This window comes from Streptomyces olindensis, from assembly GCF_040645895.1.
GTDB classification, from domain to species: Bacteria; Actinomycetota; Actinomycetes; order Streptomycetales; family Streptomycetaceae; genus Streptomyces; species Streptomyces olindensis.
On the sequence record NZ_JBEYZD010000034.1, the window covers coordinates 23163 to 39100 of the forward strand.

Here is a 15938-nt window from a genome sequence, read left to right on the forward strand (position 1 = left end):
GGCCATGACGAAGATCGTCAACCACTGGATCGGCGGCAAGACCGTCGAAGGCGCCTCGGGCACGCACGGGCCGGTGACCAACCCGGCGACCGGCGAGGTCACGACGAAGGTCGCGTTCGCCTCGGTCGACGAGGTGGACGCGGCGGTCGCGGCCGCCAAGGAGGCCTTCGCCACCTGGGGCCAGTCCTCGCTGGCCCAGCGGACCTCGATCCTCTTCAAGTTCCGGGCGCTGCTCGACGCCCACCGCGACGAGATCGCCGAGCTGATCACCGCCGAGCACGGCAAGGTCCACTCCGACGCCCTCGGCGAGGTCGCCCGCGGCCTGGAGATCGTCGACCTGGCGTGCGGCATCAACGTCCAGCTGAAGGGCGAGCTGTCCACGCAGGTGGCGAGCCGCGTCGACGTCTCCTCGATCCGCCAGCCGCTCGGCGTCGTCGCGGGCATCACGCCGTTCAACTTCCCGGCGATGGTGCCGATGTGGATGTTCCCCATCGCCATCGCGTGCGGCAACACGTTCGTGCTGAAGCCCTCGGAGAAGGACCCGTCGGCGTCGGTCAAGCTCGCCGAGCTGCTGGCGGAGGCCGGTCTCCCGGAGGGCGTCTTCAACGTCGTCCACGGCGACAAGGTGGCCGTCGACCGCCTCCTGGAGCACCCGGACGTCAAGGCCGTCTCCTTCGTCGGCTCGACCCCGATCGCCCGCTACATCCACACCACCGCCTCCGCCAACGGCAAGCGCGTCCAGGCGCTCGGCGGCGCCAAGAACCACATGCTGGTCCTCCCGGACGCCGACCTCGACGCCGCCGCCGACGCGGCGGTGAGCGCGGCCTACGGCTCGGCGGGCGAGCGCTGCATGGCGATCTCCGCGGTCGTCGCGGTCGGCGCGATCGGCGACGAACTGGTGGAGAAGATCCGCGAGCGCGCCGAGAAGATCAAGATCGGCCCCGGCGACGACCCGGCCTCCGAGATGGGCCCGCTGATCACCAAGGTCCACCGCGACAAGGTCGCCTCCTACGTCGAGGGCGCGGCGGCCGAGGGCTGCGAGGTCGTCCTGGACGGCACCGGCTACAGCGTCGACGGCCACGAGGACGGCCACTGGATCGGCATCTCCCTGCTCGACAAGGTCCCGACCTCCGCCAAGGCCTACCAGGACGAGATCTTCGGCCCGGTCCTGTGCGTGCTGCGCACGGAGACCTACGAGGAGGCCCTGGACCTCATCAACAACTCGCCGTTCGGCAACGGCACCGCGATCTTCACGCGGGACGGCGGCGCGGCCCGCCGCTTCCAGCTGGAGGTCGAGGCCGGCATGGTCGGCGTGAACGTCCCGATCCCGGTCCCCGTGGGCTACCACTCCTTCGGCGGCTGGAAGGACTCGCTCTTCGGCGACCACCACATCTACGGCAACGACGGCACGCACTTCTACACCCGAGGCAAGGTCGTCACCACCCGCTGGCCGGACCCGGCCGACGCCCCGGCGGGCGTGGACCTGGGCTTCCCGCGCAACCACTGAGAATTTTTCCCGGGGGTGCCTGCGGTTCTCGCAGGCATCCCCGGACCAGTTCCTGTTGACAACTTGCACTCAAAAGGACAGTCGAGCTGCCGGTTCGCTACGGATTTCGTAGGTGAACACCCATTGACGTGATGGTTTCCGTCGATGTTGCATCCCTCACGTGACCGACACCCTCACCCCTGTCGAGGCCGCCGTCGCGCAGGCGTCGGGCGGCCCCAAGAAGCTCAAGCGCTCCATCGGAGTCGTCGGCGGCACCCTCCTCACCCTCTCCTGCGTGACCCCGGCCTCCACGCTGTTCGTGGTCGTCCCGGACCTGTTCGGCTCGCTCGGCACCGCCACGGCCCTGACGATCGCCATCGGCTCCCTGCTCTGCGTCGCCGTGGCGTTCTGCTACTCGGAGCTGGGCACCCTCGTCCCCAGCGCCGGCGGCGAGTACGCCATGGTCTCGACGCTGGCCGGACGCCTCGCCGGCTGGCTGGTCTTCGTGCTGTCCCTGCTGGTCGTGATGATCGTCCCGCCGGTCATCGCGATGGGCACGGCCGACTACCTCGCTCCCCTCGTCCACCTCGACCCGTCCTGGACGGGCGCCTCGGTCATGCTCCTCGCGACCCTCGCCGGCCTGCTCGACCTGCGGGCCAACGCCTGGATCACCGGCGTCTTCCTGGTCCTGGAGGTCATCGCGGCGGCGGTCGTCGCGGTCCTCGGCTTCACCCACGCGGAACGAGGCGCGGACAGCCTGGTCTCGATGCGGGTGGCGGGCCCCGACGGCGCCCCCGACACGGTGACGGCCCTGCTCGTCGTCTCCGGCCTCGCCATCGCCCTCTTCGTCACCCAGGGCTTCTCCACGGCGGTCTACCTCTCCGAGGAACTGGAGAACCCCCGCCGCTCGGTGGCCCGTACGGTCCTGGCCACCCTCGCCATCTCCGCCGTGATCATCCTGGTCCCGGTCGCGGCCATCACCCTGGGCGCCCCGGACCTGGCCGCCCTCACCGGCGGGGACATCTCCACGATGGTCACCGCCTGGTCCAACACGGCCGTCGGCACGTTCGTCAGCCTCTGCGTGGCCCTGGCGATCATCAACGCCGGGATCGTCATGGTCATCCAGAACTCCCGCGTCCTGTTCGCCTCGGCCCGTGACAAGGCCTGGCCCGCCCCGGTCAACACCCTCTTCTCCCGACTCGGCCGCTTCGGCTCCCCCTGGGTCTCCACCCTCGCGGTCGGCGTCCCCGGCGCGGCCCTGTGCTTCGTGAACCTGGACACCCTGTACGGCGTCACGGGCGTCTCGGTGACGGGCATGTACCTCCTGGTCGCCGTCGCCGCCCTGCTCTCCCGCCGCGGCCCCCACCGCCACACCCCGGCCTGGCGCATGCCCCTGTGGCCCGCGGCCCCGCTCGTGCTGATCGTGGTCCTGCTCTACGTCCTGATCCAGCAGGAGACGACGTACCTGCTGTGGACGGGCGGCATCACGGCGGCGGCCACCCTGTACTGGGCGCTGTATCTCCGCCCGCGCAGGGAGACCCGCTGGCTGGTGTCGGTACCGGAGGCGTAGGGGCCTGCTTTTCAGGGGCGCGGGGAACTGCGCGAAAGGCCACAACGCACCCCGCGCCCGGCAACGCACAGCCCCCGCCGAGCTCGCAGCCGTACACCACCCGCAGTACGCCGAAAACTCCGTGTACACCCCTGGAAGGCCCCGCACTTCGGTCTCCGGTCGACAACTCATCGACAGGTTCACCCCGTACCGTTGACGCATGGATCTTCGACTGCCCGCACTGAACGGGCTGCTTCGGAGGCCCCGGAGGCTCCTCGCCGCCGGGGCCGCCGTCGTCGTGCTCGCCGGCGCGGGCACATGGACGGCGGTCGCGAACGACGAGACGCCCCCGGTCCACCGCGAAGACCGGGTCCTGCCCACCGGCGACGGTGTGCGCATCGACACCTCCTTCTTCACCTCCGGAGGAGACCGCCGCCGCCCCGCCGTCCTCCTCGGCCACGGCTTCGGCGGCAGCAAGAACGACGTGCGGCAGCAGGCCCAGGACCTCGCCCGGGACGGCTACGCGGTCCTGACCTGGTCGGCCCGCGGTTTCGGCAAGTCGAACGGCAAGATCGGCCTGAACGACCCCAAGGGCGAGGTCGCCGACGTCTCCGAGCTCATCGACTGGCTGGCGAAGCAGCCCCAGGTCGAGCTCGACAAGAAGGGCGACCCCCGCGTCGGCATGGCCGGCGGCTCCTACGGCGGCGCCATCGCCCTGCTCACGGCCGGACACGACCGGCGCGTGGACGCCATCGCCCCGGCGATCACGTACTGGAACCTCGCCGACGCGCTGTTCCCGAACGGCGTGTTCAAGAAACTGTGGGCGGGCATCTTCGTCAACTCCGGCGGCGGCTGCGAGAAGTTCGAGCCCGCGCTGTGCCGGATGTACGAGCGGGTCGCCGAGTCGGGCAAGCCCGACGCCGAGGCGCGCAAGCTGCTGGACGAGCGTTCGCCGTCCGCCGTCGGCAAGAACATCAAGGTGCCGACGCTGCTCCTGCAGGGCCAGTCCGACTCCCTCTTCCCGCTCGGCCAGGCCGACCAGGCCGCGAAGACCATCCGTGCGGGCGGCGCCCCCGTCGACGTCGACTGGATCGCCGGCGGCCACGACGGCGGCGACATGGAGACCGGCCGCGTCCAGAACCGCGTGAAGACCTGGTTCGACCGCTACCTGAAGGACGACAAGGCCGCCGACACCGGCCCCGCCTTCCGCGTCACCCGCACCCTCGGCCTGGGCTCCGGCGACGGCGAACCCCGCCTCACCGGCGTGACCTCGGACCGCTACCCCGGCCTGGAGAGCGAGCAGCGCTCCATCGCCCTGGCCGGCCGCGAGCAGAGCTTCGACAACCCGCCCGGCGCCAGCCCGCCCGGTGTCTCCGCCCTCCCCGGCCTCGGCGGCGCCGGCGGCCTGAGCCAGCTGTCCACGCTCGGCATCGGCGTCTCCCTCGACTTCCCCGGCCAGTTCGCCGCGTTCGAGTCGGCGCCACAGCACGAGGACCTCCAGATCACCGGCTCGCCCACCGCGACCGTGCACGTGAAGTCCACCAGCGACGACGCCGTGCTCTTCGCCAAGCTCTACGACGTCGGCCCCGGCGGCACCCAGCCGGTGCTGCCCTCCCAACTCGTCACGCCCCTCAGGGTCGAGGGCGCCAAGGCCGGCAAGGACGTCACCATCACGCTCCCGGCGATCGACCACGAGATCGACGACGGCCACCGCCTGCGCCTGGTGCTCGCCTCCACCGACCTCGGCTACGCCTCCCCGACGGCCCCGGCGACATACACCGTCTCCCTCAAGGGCGACCTGAAGGTCCCCTCCGCCCTCGGCCAGAGCAACACGCAGGGCCCGCTGCCCGCCTGGGTGTGGTGGCTGCCGCTCGCCGGCGCCGGCATCGCCCTGGCGCTGGTCCTCACGGGCCGCCGCCGCACCGCCGCCCCCGCCCCGCCCGACCCCGCGCTCGCCGAGGTCCCCCTCCAGATCACCGACCTGACCAAGCGGTACGCCAAGTCCTCCGACCGGTACGCCGTCAAGGACCTGTCCTTCCGCGTGGAGAAGGGCCAGGTGCTGGGCCTCCTCGGCCCCAACGGAGCGGGCAAGACGACCACCCTGCGCATGCTGATGGGCCTCATCAAGCCGGACGGCGGCGAGATCCGCGTCTTCGGCCACGCCATCAGCGCGGGCGCCCCGGTGCTCTCCCGCGTCGGCGCCTTCGTCGAGGGCGCGGGCTTCCTCCCGCACCTGTCCGGCCGGGAGAACCTGGAGCTGTACTGGCGCGCCACCGGCCGCCCCGCCGAGGACGCGCACATGGAGGAGGCCCTTCAGATCGCGGGCCTGGGCGACGCCCTCGCCCGCGCGGTGCGCACCTACTCCCAGGGCATGCGCCAGCGGCTCGCCATCGCCCAGGCCATGCTCGGCCTGCCCGACCTGCTCATCCTCGACGAGCCGACCAACGGCCTCGACCCGCCCCAGATCCGCGAGATGCGCGAGGTGATGATCCGCTACGCCGCCGCGGGCCGCACGGTCATCGTCTCCAGCCATCTCCTCGCCGAGGTGGAGCAGACCTGCACCCACCTGGTCGTGATGGACCACGGACAGCTCGTCCAGGCGGGCCCGGTCGAGGACATCGTCGGCTCGGGTGACACCCTCCTGGTGGGCACGGCCACGCCCGTGGACGAGCCCGTCGTCGAGAAGGTCGCCGCCCTGCCGGGCGTCGCCTCGGCCGTACGCGCCGACGAGGGCCTCCTCGTCCAGCTCGACGCCGACGGCACCCCGCAGCGCCTGGTCGCCGACCTCGTACGGCTGGACGTGGCGGTGCGCTCGGTCGGCCCGCACCGCCGCCTGGAGGACGCCTTCCTCACCCTGATCGGAGCCGAAGCATGAGCACGCTCGCCGAGCCGCCCGTCGAGGTCGCCGACGGCTACCGCGCGGGCCGCACCCTGCCGTTCCGCGTGGAGCTGGTGCGGCAGCTGAAGCGGCGCCGCACCCAGGTCATGGGCGGCGTCCTGTTCGCCCTGCCGCTCATCCTGCTCGTCGCTTTCCAGGTCGGCGGCGAGCCGGGCGGCGGCAACCAGCGCGTGAACCTCATGGACACGGCGACCGCGTCCGGAGCCAACTTCGCCGCGGTCAACCTCTTCGCCTCCGCCGGGTTCCTGCTCGTCATCCCCGTCGCCCTGTTCTGCGGCGACACCGTCGCCTCGGAGGCCAGCTGGTCGTCCCTGCGCTACCTGCTCGCGGCCCCCGTGCCCCGGGCCCGGCTGCTGTGGTCCAAGCTCTCCGTCGGACTCACCCTCAGCCTGGCCGCGCTCGTCCTGCTGCCGGTCGTCGCCCTGATCGTCGGCACGGCCGCCTACGGCTGGGGCCCGCTCCAGCTGCCCACCGGCGGCACGCTCCCGACCGGCACCGCCGCCCAGCGCCTGCTGATCGTCGTGGCGTACATCATGGTGTCCCAACTGGTCACCGCCGCCCTGGCGTTCTGGCTGTCGACCCGGACGGACGCCCCGCTCGGCGCGGTCGGCGGCGCGGTGTTCCTCACCATCATCGGCAGCGTCCTCGACGAGGTGACGGCCCTCGGCGACTGGCGCCACTTCCTGCCGGCGCACTGGCAGTACGCCTGGCTCGACGCCGTCCAGCCGCAGTTGCAGTGGACGGACATGATCCAGGGCACCTCGATCTCGGTAACGTACGCGCTCGTGCTGTTCGCCCTGGCCTTCCGCGGTTTCGCCCGCAAGGACGTCGTCTCCTAGGTCAACGGAGGATCACCCACCGGTCTCGAAGGGCGGCCTCCGTGGCCGCTTCGAGACGCTTCCGCAACCCCCCGTACCGCACGTTCCGGCCCCCCGCGCCGTCACAGTCGCAAGAAGCGCGACACCAACGGACCCAGGGGGTACGGACGATGGAGCGGTACCGGACACGAGAACTGCTGCTCGCCCTCACGGCGGCGGGCGGCCTGCTGCTCACCGCGTGCAGCGGGGGCGGCGACACCGGCGAGGGCAGCAAGGCTGCCGACCGCCCCCGGTACGGCACGGGCGAACCCGCACCCGCCCACGGCGACGAGGACGGCACGAGCGAGCGGGACGACGACCTCCGCGAAGACCCCGACCACCTCTCCACCTTCGCCCTCGACGTCGACACCGCCTCCTACGACTACACCCGCCGCACCCTCGCCGACGGCCGCCTGCCCGACCCCTCGACGGTCCGCCCCGAGGAGTTCGTCAACAGCTTCCGCCAGGACTACGAACGCCCCGACGGCGACGGCTTCTCGGTCACCGTCGACGGCGCCCGCACCGACGACGAGGACTGGTCCCTGGTCCGCGTCGGCCTCGCCACCCGCACCGAGCAACGCACCGGCGAACGCCCGCCCGCCGCCCTGACCTTCGTCATCGACGTCTCCGGCTCCATGGCCGAGCCGGGTCGCCTGGACCTCGCCCAGGAGTCCCTCGCCGTGATGACGGACCGGCTGCGCGACGACGACTCGGTCGCGATCGTCACCTTCAGCGACGAGGCCGAGACGGTCCTGCCCATGACCCGCCTCGACGGCAACCGCGACGAGGTCCAGGACGCCATCGACGACCTGGACATCCAGAACTCCACCAACCTCGGCGCCGGCGTCGAGACCGGCTACGAGACCGCCGTCGAGGGCCTGCGGAAAGGCGCCACCAACCGGGTCGTCCTGGTCTCCGACGCCCTCGCCAACACCGGCGACACCGACGCGGACACCATCCTGGAGAAGATCGCCGGCGAACGCCGCGAGCACGGCATCACCCTCTTCGGCGTCGGCGTCGGCAGCGACTACGGCGACGACCTCATGGAGACCCTCGCCGACAAGGGCGACGGCCACACCGTCTACGTCTCCGACGAGGACGAGGCCCGCGAGGTCTTCTGCGAGGAACTCCCGCGCCACATCGACCTCACCGCCCGCGACGCCAAGGCCCAGGTCGCCTTCGACCCCGAGACGGTCGAGGAGTTCCGCCTGATCGGCTACGACAACCGCCGGGTCGCCGACGAGGACTTCCGCGACGACCGCGTCGACGGCGGCGAGGTCGGCCCCGGCCACACCGTCACCGCCCTGTACGCCGTGCGCACCGAGCCCGGCGCCGAGGGCCACCTCGCCACCGCCACCGTCCGCTGGCTCGACCCCGACACCCGCGCCCCGCACGAGGAGACCGGCGACCTGGAGACCGACGGCCTCGACGACTCCGTCTGGAGCGCGAGCCGGGGCCTGAAGACCACCGCCACGGCCGCCTACTTCGCCGACGCCCTCGGCGACGACGGCCCCTCCCTGCCCGGCGCCCCACGGCTCGGCGAACTCTCCGAGCACGCCGACGACCTGGCGGACCGCACGGAGGACGAGGAGATCCGCCGCCTCGCCGAGGCGATCGGCACCGCGAACCGCCTGAAGTGACCCCGCCCCATTGACCTATCCTTACGCGTGAGTAAGTTGACTCCAGAGTAAGTACTCGTGAGTACCAGCGCGTACGAGGGAGTACGAGCGGCAGCACGTCAGCCTCATCCGCGACCGGGAGCCGTCATGGGCGTACGCAAGGATCTGAAACGGGCGAAGCAGCGCACCGACCTGGCGATCCGCACGAAGGCAGAGACCACCAGGGACGAGCGGGGCGTCGTCCGCGAGGCCCGCGTGGCGCCCCTCGCGCCCCGCCCGACGACCGGCAGCATCGCCGACCTCCCGTACACCAACGCCGCCGAGGCCGCCGACGCCGTGGTGCTGCGCCGCGAACGGCACGGCACCTGGCAGCCCGTCACGGCGGCGGCGTTCGCCCGCGAGGTCACTGCCGTGGCCAAGGGCCTGATCGCGGCCGGACTCGAACCGGGCGGCCGCGTCGCCGTGATGTCCCGCACCCGCTACGAGTGGACGGTCCTGGACTTCGCGATCTGGTCCGCCGGCGGCCAGACCGTCCCGGTCTACGCCACCTCCTCCGCCGACCAGGTGGAGTGGATCGTCCGCGACTCGGGCGCCCGGCACGTCGTCACGGAGACGGCCGAGAACGCCGACACGGTCCTGACCGGCACGGCCGGCCACCCGCGGCCCCCACGCGTCTGGCAACTCGACGGCGGCGCCCTCGACGACCTCACCGCCCTCGGCCGGGACGTCCCCGACGAGGAGGTCACCAAGCGCCGCACCGCCCTGACCCCCGACACCACCGCGACCCTCTGCTACACCTCCGGCACCACCGGCCGCCCCAAGGGCTGCGTCCTCACCCACGCCAACCTGCACGCCGAGGCCGCCAACACCGTCGAGCTGCTGCACCCCATGTTCAAGGAGGTCACCGGCGAGACCGCCTCGACGCTCCTCTTCCTCCCGCTCGCCCACATCCTCGGCCGCACCCTCCAGATCGCCTGCCTGATGGGCCGCATCGAGATCGGCCACTGCCCGAGCATCAAGCCCGACGAACTCCGCCCGGCCCTCAGGGCGTTCCGCCCGACCTTCCTGGTCGGTGTCCCGTACCTGTTCGAGAAGATCCACGACACCGGCCGCGCCACCGCCGAGAAGATCGGCCGCGGCGCCTCCTTCGAGCGCGCCCACCGCATCGCCGTCCGCTTCGGCCAGGCCCACATGAACGCGTTCCTGGGCCGTGGCAAGGGACCGGGCCCCGGCCTGCGCGCCGCCCACGCCCTGTACGACCTGCTGGTCTACCGCCGCATCCGCAAGGAACTCGGCGGCCGCATGCGCTACGCCATCAGCGGCGGCAGCCCCCTCGACCGCGAGCTCAACCTCTTCTTCTACGCGGCCGGCATCCTCATCTACGAGGGCTACGGCCTCACCGAGACGACCGCCGCGGCCACCATCGTCCCGCCCCTGGCCCCCCGCCCCGGCACGGTCGGCCTGCCGGTCCCCGGCACCGCCGTCCGCATCGCCGACGACGGCGAGGTCCTCATCAAGGGCGGCATCGTCTTCACCGCCTACTGGAACAACCCGGCCGCGACCGGCGAGGTCCTGGACGACGGCTGGTTCGCCACCGGCGACCTCGGCTCCCTCGACGAGGACGGCTACCTCACCATCACCGGCCGCAAGAAGGACATCCTCGTCACCACCGGCGGCAAGAACGTCTCCCCGGCCGTCCTGGAGGACCGCCTGCGCAGCCGCCCGCCCGTCGGCCAGTGCCTCGTCGTCGGCGACAACCGCCCCTACGTCGCCGCCCTGATCACCCTCGACCCGGAAGCCCTGGCCCACTGGCTGGCGGTCCGCAAACTCCCCGCCGACACCCCGCTGTCCGAGCTGGTCCACGACGAACGCCTGCGCGCCGACGTCCAGAAGGCCGTGGACCACGCCAACGAGGCCGTCTCACGTGCCGAGTCGATCCGCGCCTTCACTCTCGTCGAGGGCGACTTCACCGAGGAGAACGGGCTGCTGACCCCGTCCCTGAAGGTCAAGCGCCAGGCGGCGACGGCCGCGTACGCGGAGCAGATCGAGGCGCTGTACGCGCACCGGTCCTGACCGCAAAGGGGGCGGGCCGCCGAGCAGTCGCTCGGCGGCCCGCCCTTTCGGCGCCGCTGCGTCAGTCGCCGTTCGCCGACAGGATCGACACGTCCTCCAGCAGGTGCGCCAGCGCACCGTCGCGCTTGGCGTTGGTGGAGTTCTCGGCACACTGCTGCTGCTGGTGGTCCGACAGGATCGGGATGTCCTGGATCGGGATACCGATGAGCGCGCCCACACCGATCGGCAGGTCGTTCACGGCGATGCACGGCTTGTTGAACGAGCCCTGGATCAGCGCCATCTGCGGGCTCATGTTGCCGTACGTGGACGAGTTGCCGAAGCTCTGCATCGCCCCGTTGCCGTTCACGCTGGACGGACCGCTGTCGTCGCCGACAGCCAGCGCCTGCGGGGCCGCGGCGGCGGAGGCTCCCATGACGGAAGCGGCGATCGCCGCGGTGGCAATAACCTTCTTGATCACTGACCAGTCCTTTCTGAGGAAACCCCGTCCTCCGGAGCGTTCTGGTCAACTGCACGGGCGGTGCATGGTTTCTCCTCATCACTCTGTCAGCCCATGCCAGGACAGTTTGTGTGTTCTTCGTTCCCGGTGATTATCAGGGCTTTTCCGGGCTGCGGGCCAACCGGGTGAACACCCGCAACCAATTATCCCGGGCCGGGTTGATGAGGCCGTAGGACAGTGCGTCGCTACGAGGAAAGGAACGCGAAGTGCTCAAGAAGGCAATGGTCGCCGCGGCGGCCGCCGCCTCTGTCATCGGTATGTCGGTGGCGGCTGCTCCCCAGGCTCTTGCCGTCGGGGACGACTCCGGACCGTCCGTCGCCAACGGCAACGGCGCCTCGTCGTCGTTCGGCAACTCGGCGACCAAGGGCGACATGAGCCCCCAGCTCTCGCTGGTCGACGGCACGCTCAACAAGCCGTGTGTCGGTGTCCAGGACATCGACGTCGGCGTCGCCGTCCTCATCGCCGCGGTGGTCCAGGACATCCCGATCCTGTCGGACCACGTCCAGCAGCAGTGCGCGGACAACTCCACGAACACCAAGCGGGACGGTGCGCTCAACCACATCCTGGAGGACCTCTCGGTCCTGTCGGCGAACGGCGACTGACCCGTACCGTACGCAGCCCGGGCGGCCCGCCGGATCCACGGCGGGCCGCCCGGCCGTACCCGGGCTTTTCCTGGGGCATTCGAGTGAATTCCCCGGCGTCGTACGTTCCTTGGTTTCTTCAGATGTCAATTCCTCGTTTGCAGGCTGCAGGTCATGAGGGGCATGACCGCAGAGAAGGGAAAAGTTCATGAAGAAGAGCGCTGCTGTCGTCGCAGGCGCGATCATGGCTCTGGGCATGGCCACCCCGGCCGTTGCCGACGCCGGCGCCCAGGGTGCCGCGGTCGGTTCCCCGGGTGTCCTCTCCGGCAACGTCGTCCAGATTCCCGTGCACATCCCGATCAACGTGTGCGGCAACACCGTGGACATCATCGCCGCCCTGAACCCGGCGTTCGGCAACGAGTGCGAGAACGACTGACGCCGTAACGCACCGGCAGTACCGGCTGCGAACTGGCCGGCCCTGGGACAGACCGTTCGTTCCAGGGCCGGCTTTTCCCACTTCTACCAGCAGGAAGACCACGAGATTGCGACAGACCCTGAGCAGGGGAATGGTCGCGGCGGCGGCCGCGACGGGCATCCTGTCCCTGTGCGGTGGCGCCGCCCTCGCCGACGCGTCGGCCGACGGGGTGGCCAAGGGCTCGCCGGGCGCCGCGTCCGGCAACAACGTCCAGGCCCCGGTCACCGTGCCGGTGAACGCCTGCGGCAACACCGTCGACGTGATCGCCGCGCTCAACCCGGCCTTCGGCAACTCCTGCGCCAACGAGGCGGAGAGCGGCGGCGGTCACCGGGACGGCGGTTACGGCGACGAGGGCCGCGACGGCGACGGCGGCCGTGACGGCCACGACTCCTCCGGCATCTCCGAGGACGACGACTGGAGCGGTCACTCACCCGGTGCCGGCTCCGGCTCCCATGAGGGCTCCGGTGAGGGCTCCGGCGCGGACTCCGGCGAGGACTCCCGTGACGGCTCCCGTGGCAGCGACGGCGACGGCGACGGCGGTTACGGCGACGGCGGCTACGGGTACGGCGACACGCCTCCGACCAAGCCCCCGCACACCACCCCGCCGACCAAGCCTCCGCACACGCCCCCGACGAAACCCCCGCACACCACCCCGCCGACCAAGCCCCCGCACACACCCCCGCCGGGCGGCCACCACACCCCGCCGCCCCCCGGTGGGGACCACACGCCTCCCGGTGGGGACCACACGCCCCCCGGAGGGACGGAGCAGCCGCCCAGTCTCCCCGAGACCGGTACCGGGGAACTGCTCGGTGCCGCGGCCACCAGCGCCGCGCTGATCGCGAGCGGCGTCGTGCTCTACCGACGCGGCCGGGCCGCGCAGCACCGCTGACACGCGACGGGTGCCGGACGCTCAGCGCCCGGCACCCGTGGAGTCCTCTGGGATCAGCACTTGCCCGGGAAGAAGAACCCGAGCAGCGGGATGCCCAGCAGGGTCAGCCCCAGGCTGTCGTGCTTGTGGCACTCCCTGGAGTTCGAGTGGTCGTCGCCCCGGTGGTGGACGTTCGCTTCGGCGGCGGTCGCGGTGCCGCCGAGGACGGCGGCACTGAGGGCGAGGCTGCAAAGCACCGTGGTGGTGCGCTTCATGTGAGTCATAAGAATAAAGTAGGCATTTCTCCACAAAAGGCACGTACTTCTATCGCGCCAGTCGGGTGAAGCGCCCCGTCGGGCCCTGGCGCAGCCGGTCGCGCAGGCGGCCCGCGGCATGCCGCCCCCACAGGTGCCACATCGCCCGCCCGGGGGCCCGGTCGTCCGGGGCGTGCCACGCCAGCTCGCGGCCGGCGGGCGCGGGACGCAGCGCGCTCAGCGGCGCGTAGTTCTCCACCACGAACGCCCGGCCCGGCCGCGGCGCCCCCTCCGGCAGCGGACGGTGCGTCAGGTCCAGGTGCAGGGCCCGTACGACGTCCAGGCCCGCCGTGTCCGTGAAGAGCCGGAACTGGGCCCCGGGGCGCGGGTTGAAGTCGAGCAGGTGGTAGCGGCCCGTCCGCCCGCAGCGGCGGAAGTCCAGGTCGAGGATGCCGCGGTAGCCCAGCGCCTCGGTGATCCGCTCGGCGAGCACGTGCACCTCCGGATTGTCCGTCCAGCGGCCCACCGACGTCAGGCCCGCCCCCCGCGGCCGGGCGCGCTGCTTGCGGCCGGTGCCCCCGGCCCGCACCAGCCCGCCGCTGTCGGCGTACCCGTGGAAGAACCAGTCACGGTCCGGGCCCGGCGGCAGGAACGCCTGGAGGAGCAGCCGGCTGCCCGCCTCCCCGGCGCGTGCGTACAGCTCCCGGGCCTGCTGCGCGGAGCGCACCAGCACGGTGCTGCGCAGCCCGCTGCCCGCCGGCACCAGCCAGGGCCTGCTCCACTTCGCCACCGCCGGCAGCCCGAGCCGCGCGACGGCCGTGGCGGCCTCGCGCGCGCTGTCCGGGACGAGCGTCTCGGGGTGCGCGACGTCCAGCGAGGCGCACATCCCGGCCAGTTCCGCCTTGTCGGCGACCCGCTCGGGCAGCGCGCCCGGCATCGCGGGCAGCAGGTAGACGGGCGCCAGTTCCGCCCGCGTCCGGCCCACCGCGACGGCGCCCGCGTCGTCCATCGGGATCAGCACGGCCGGACGCCCGACACGGGTGGCGACGCGGTGCAGCACGCGTGCGACCTCGGCCGGGGAGGCCCCGGGCGGCGGCGGTGCGTGCATCCCGCGGACGAAACAGGACCGGCGTACCGGGCTGCCCTCGCAGTCGGCGACGACGTGCACCTCCACGCCCGCCCGGCCGAGCGAGCGCACGGCACCCAGCGTTCCGTGGTGAAAGGGATTCCGGTCGATCCGCAGCAGAACCGCGGGGACGCGAATGTCGAGCAGCGACACGGGCTTTTCCTTCGAACTGGGTCACCGGTGCGGGCGAGGGGAACACTCGAAAGCCTTAGTGGCGGTGGCGTGAATCCGTTTCATATGACTGGGTGTCAGTAAGCGGAGTCCAACGAAAAGGGGCGGCCATGGCCACACAGCAGCGGTGCGCACGGTCCCGGCGGCTGGCATTCGTCGCGGCGGCGGTCGCCGCGTCGGCGGCGCTGGCGTCCGGCCACACGGTCGCCGCGGGCGCGGGGGCGGCACGGTCGGACGAACCGCCGTCCGCACCGGCACCCGTGGCCACCCCCGCGGCCCCCGCGGCACCCGCCGTCCCGTCGGCCCCGTCCGTCGTGCCGGCACCGGCCGCCACGGAACCGGCCGCGGACCCCGCCGCGAAACCCGCCACGGGACCCTCCGCGACCCCCACCGCTCCCGCCCGGCCCGCTCCCGCGTTCGGCGCCTACCTCGACTACGGCCCCCGCGGCGTGACCCGGATGGCGCAGCTCAGCACCTGGCTCGGCGGTGCCGAACTGCGCGTCGGGCACACCTACCTGCCGGGCGACCGCTGGAGCAACATCGAGGGCCGGCCCGGCTTCCTCGACGTGTGGGCGAACTGGCGGCGCGAGAAGGCCGACCGGCTGCTCGTCCTCAACGTGCCCATGATGGAGCGCAACGAGGAGGGCGTGCCCGACCACGAGGTGCGCCGGCTGCTGCGCGAGGGTGCCGCCGGCCGGTTCGATCACCACTTCCGCGCGCTGGCCGAGCGGCTCGTCGAGCTGGGGGTGCCGGACACGGTCCTCGTGCTCGGCTGGGAGATGAACGGCATCACGTACACCCATCGCTGCGGGCCCGACCCGGAGGCCTGGAAGCAGTACTGGAACAGGATCGTCACCACCATGCGTGCGGTGCCGGGCCAGGAATTCCGGTTCGACTTCACGCCGAGCCGCGGCCGCGACGCCGTTCCCTGGACGCAGTGCTACCCGGGGGACGACACGGTCGACATCATCGGAATGGACGCGTACGACCAGCCGCGCGGAATGTCGTTCGACGAACAGGTGAAGGAGCCCTATGGGCTTCAGCAGCACGTGGAATTCGCGAAGGCCCACGGCAAGGCCATTTCCTTTCCGGAATGGGGACTCTTCCGCAACGGCGACAACGCCGAGTACATGAAGCGCATGCTCGCGTGGATGGACGAGCACAAGCCGCTGTACCAGACGCTGACGGACTACTGCCCGCACGGCGTGTGGCAGTGCGACGCCAACCCCAGGGCGTCCCAGGTCTACCGGTCCTTCCTCTTCGGCCGCGACGACGCCCCCGACCCGGCCCCCACGACCCCGGCCCTGCCACCGGCCCCGACGCCCACACCGCAGCCCACCAAACCCGCCCCGGAGCGTCCGGCCGGCTGCTCGCCGCTGGATCTCGGCGACTGGGTCGAGTACTGGATCGGCGGGAAGCTGTGCCTGCGCCTCGACTGGTGGTCGCGCACCAGGTAGCCGGGGACGAGGCGCCCGGTCCGCGGC

13 protein-coding genes are annotated in these 15938 nt (G+C 71.8%); 10 read left to right on the forward strand and 3 right to left on the reverse strand.

The window, feature by feature from the left end:
• Nucleotides 1-4: 4 nt before the first annotated feature.
• From mmsA to ABZ948_RS22320, 6 genes are all read left to right on the forward strand, one after another.
• Nucleotides 5-1507 (forward strand): CoA-acylating methylmalonate-semialdehyde dehydrogenase, encoded by a 1503-nt coding sequence (mmsA, locus tag ABZ948_RS22295; protein WP_359762091.1) that lies wholly within the window; start codon nt 5-7, stop codon nt 1505-1507.
• Between the two features lie 160 nt (nt 1508-1667).
• Nucleotides 1668-3056: an APC family permease gene (locus ABZ948_RS22300; protein ID WP_359762093.1), complete on the forward strand. Its 1389-nt coding sequence runs from the start codon at nt 1668-1670 to the stop codon at nt 3054-3056.
• 199 nt (nt 3057-3255) lie between these two features.
• Nucleotides 3256-5910: a CocE/NonD family hydrolase gene (locus tag ABZ948_RS22305; protein ID WP_359762094.1), complete on the forward strand. Its 2655-nt coding sequence runs from the start codon at nt 3256-3258 to the stop codon at nt 5908-5910.
• The gene (locus tag ABZ948_RS22310; protein WP_359762096.1) at nt 5907-6773 is read left to right on the forward strand and encodes an ABC transporter permease; all 867 of its coding nucleotides are present in this window, start codon (nt 5907-5909) and stop codon (nt 6771-6773) included. Before ABZ948_RS22305 ends, ABZ948_RS22310 begins: the two co-directional genes overlap by 4 nt.
• 149 nt (nt 6774-6922) lie before the next feature.
• Nucleotides 6923-8431 (forward strand): vWA domain-containing protein, encoded by a 1509-nt coding sequence (locus ABZ948_RS22315; RefSeq protein ID WP_359762098.1) that lies wholly within the window; start codon nt 6923-6925, stop codon nt 8429-8431.
• A 126-nt stretch (nt 8432-8557) separates the two neighbouring features.
• Nucleotides 8558-10483 (forward strand): AMP-dependent synthetase/ligase, encoded by a 1926-nt coding sequence (locus ABZ948_RS22320; protein ID WP_359762100.1) that lies wholly within the window; start codon nt 8558-8560, stop codon nt 10481-10483.
• 61 nt (nt 10484-10544) lie between these two features.
• Here the strand turns inward: ABZ948_RS22320 and ABZ948_RS22325 are convergent, their stop codons facing one another.
• Nucleotides 10545-10940 (reverse strand): rodlin, encoded by a 396-nt coding sequence (locus ABZ948_RS22325; RefSeq protein ID WP_359762102.1) that lies wholly within the window; start codon nt 10938-10940, stop codon nt 10545-10547.
• Between the two features lie 245 nt (nt 10941-11185).
• On the opposite strand from ABZ948_RS22325, the gene ABZ948_RS22330 reads away from it, so the two are divergent.
• The 3 genes from ABZ948_RS22330 (at nt 11186) to ABZ948_RS22340 (ending at nt 12924) form a co-directional block, all read left to right on the forward strand.
• Entirely contained in the window at nt 11186-11581 is a 396-nt protein-coding gene (locus tag ABZ948_RS22330; protein WP_359762104.1) for a rodlin, read from the forward strand.
• A gap of 187 nt (nt 11582-11768) precedes the next feature.
• Nucleotides 11769-11996: a chaplin gene (locus tag ABZ948_RS22335; protein WP_114252689.1), complete on the forward strand. Its 228-nt coding sequence runs from the start codon at nt 11769-11771 to the stop codon at nt 11994-11996.
• A gap of 106 nt (nt 11997-12102) precedes the next feature.
• Entirely contained in the window at nt 12103-12924 is an 822-nt protein-coding gene (locus ABZ948_RS22340) for a chaplin (RefSeq protein ID WP_359762106.1), read from the forward strand.
• Between the two features lie 53 nt (nt 12925-12977).
• On the opposite strand, the gene ABZ948_RS22345 is transcribed toward ABZ948_RS22340, so the two are convergent.
• Together ABZ948_RS22345 and ABZ948_RS22350 are read right to left on the reverse strand one after the other, a co-directional pair.
• On the reverse strand, nt 12978-13178 hold the full coding sequence (locus tag ABZ948_RS22345; RefSeq protein ID WP_359762108.1) for a hypothetical protein: 201 nt from the start codon (nt 13176-13178) through the stop codon (nt 12978-12980).
• Between the two features lie 49 nt (nt 13179-13227).
• Entirely contained in the window at nt 13228-14436 is a 1209-nt protein-coding gene (locus ABZ948_RS22350; RefSeq protein ID WP_359762110.1) for a carboxylate--amine ligase, read from the reverse strand.
• A gap of 128 nt (nt 14437-14564) precedes the next feature.
• Here ABZ948_RS22350 and ABZ948_RS22355 point away from each other — a divergent pair, with 128 nt between their 5' ends.
• The gene (locus ABZ948_RS22355; RefSeq protein ID WP_359762112.1) at nt 14565-15911 is read left to right on the forward strand and encodes a glycoside hydrolase family 26 protein; all 1347 of its coding nucleotides are present in this window, start codon (nt 14565-14567) and stop codon (nt 15909-15911) included.
• The last annotated feature ends 27 nt before the right edge of the window (nt 15912-15938 follow it).

Excerpts from the sequence above, each read along its gene's own strand:
- mmsA (WP_359762091.1), top strand. The coding sequence starts at position 5 with ATGACGAAGATCGTCAACCACTGGATCGGCGGCAAGACCGTCGAAGGC.
- ABZ948_RS22305 (WP_359762094.1), top strand. The coding sequence starts at position 3,256 with ATGGATCTTCGACTGCCCGCACTGAACGGGCTGCTTCGGAGGCCCCGG.
- ABZ948_RS22310 (WP_359762096.1), top strand. The coding sequence starts at position 5,907 with ATGAGCACGCTCGCCGAGCCGCCCGTCGAGGTCGCCGACGGCTACCGC.
- ABZ948_RS22315 (WP_359762098.1), top strand. The coding sequence starts at position 6,923 with ATGGAGCGGTACCGGACACGAGAACTGCTGCTCGCCCTCACGGCGGCG.
- ABZ948_RS22320 (WP_359762100.1), top strand. The coding sequence starts at position 8,558 with ATGGGCGTACGCAAGGATCTGAAACGGGCGAAGCAGCGCACCGACCTG.
- ABZ948_RS22335 (WP_114252689.1), top strand. The coding sequence starts at position 11,769 with ATGAAGAAGAGCGCTGCTGTCGTCGCAGGCGCGATCATGGCTCTGGGC.
- ABZ948_RS22345 (WP_359762108.1), bottom strand. The coding sequence starts at position 13,178 with ATGAAGCGCACCACCACGGTGCTTTGCAGCCTCGCCCTCAGTGCCGCC.
- ABZ948_RS22355 (WP_359762112.1), top strand. The coding sequence starts at position 14,565 with ATGGCCACACAGCAGCGGTGCGCACGGTCCCGGCGGCTGGCATTCGTC.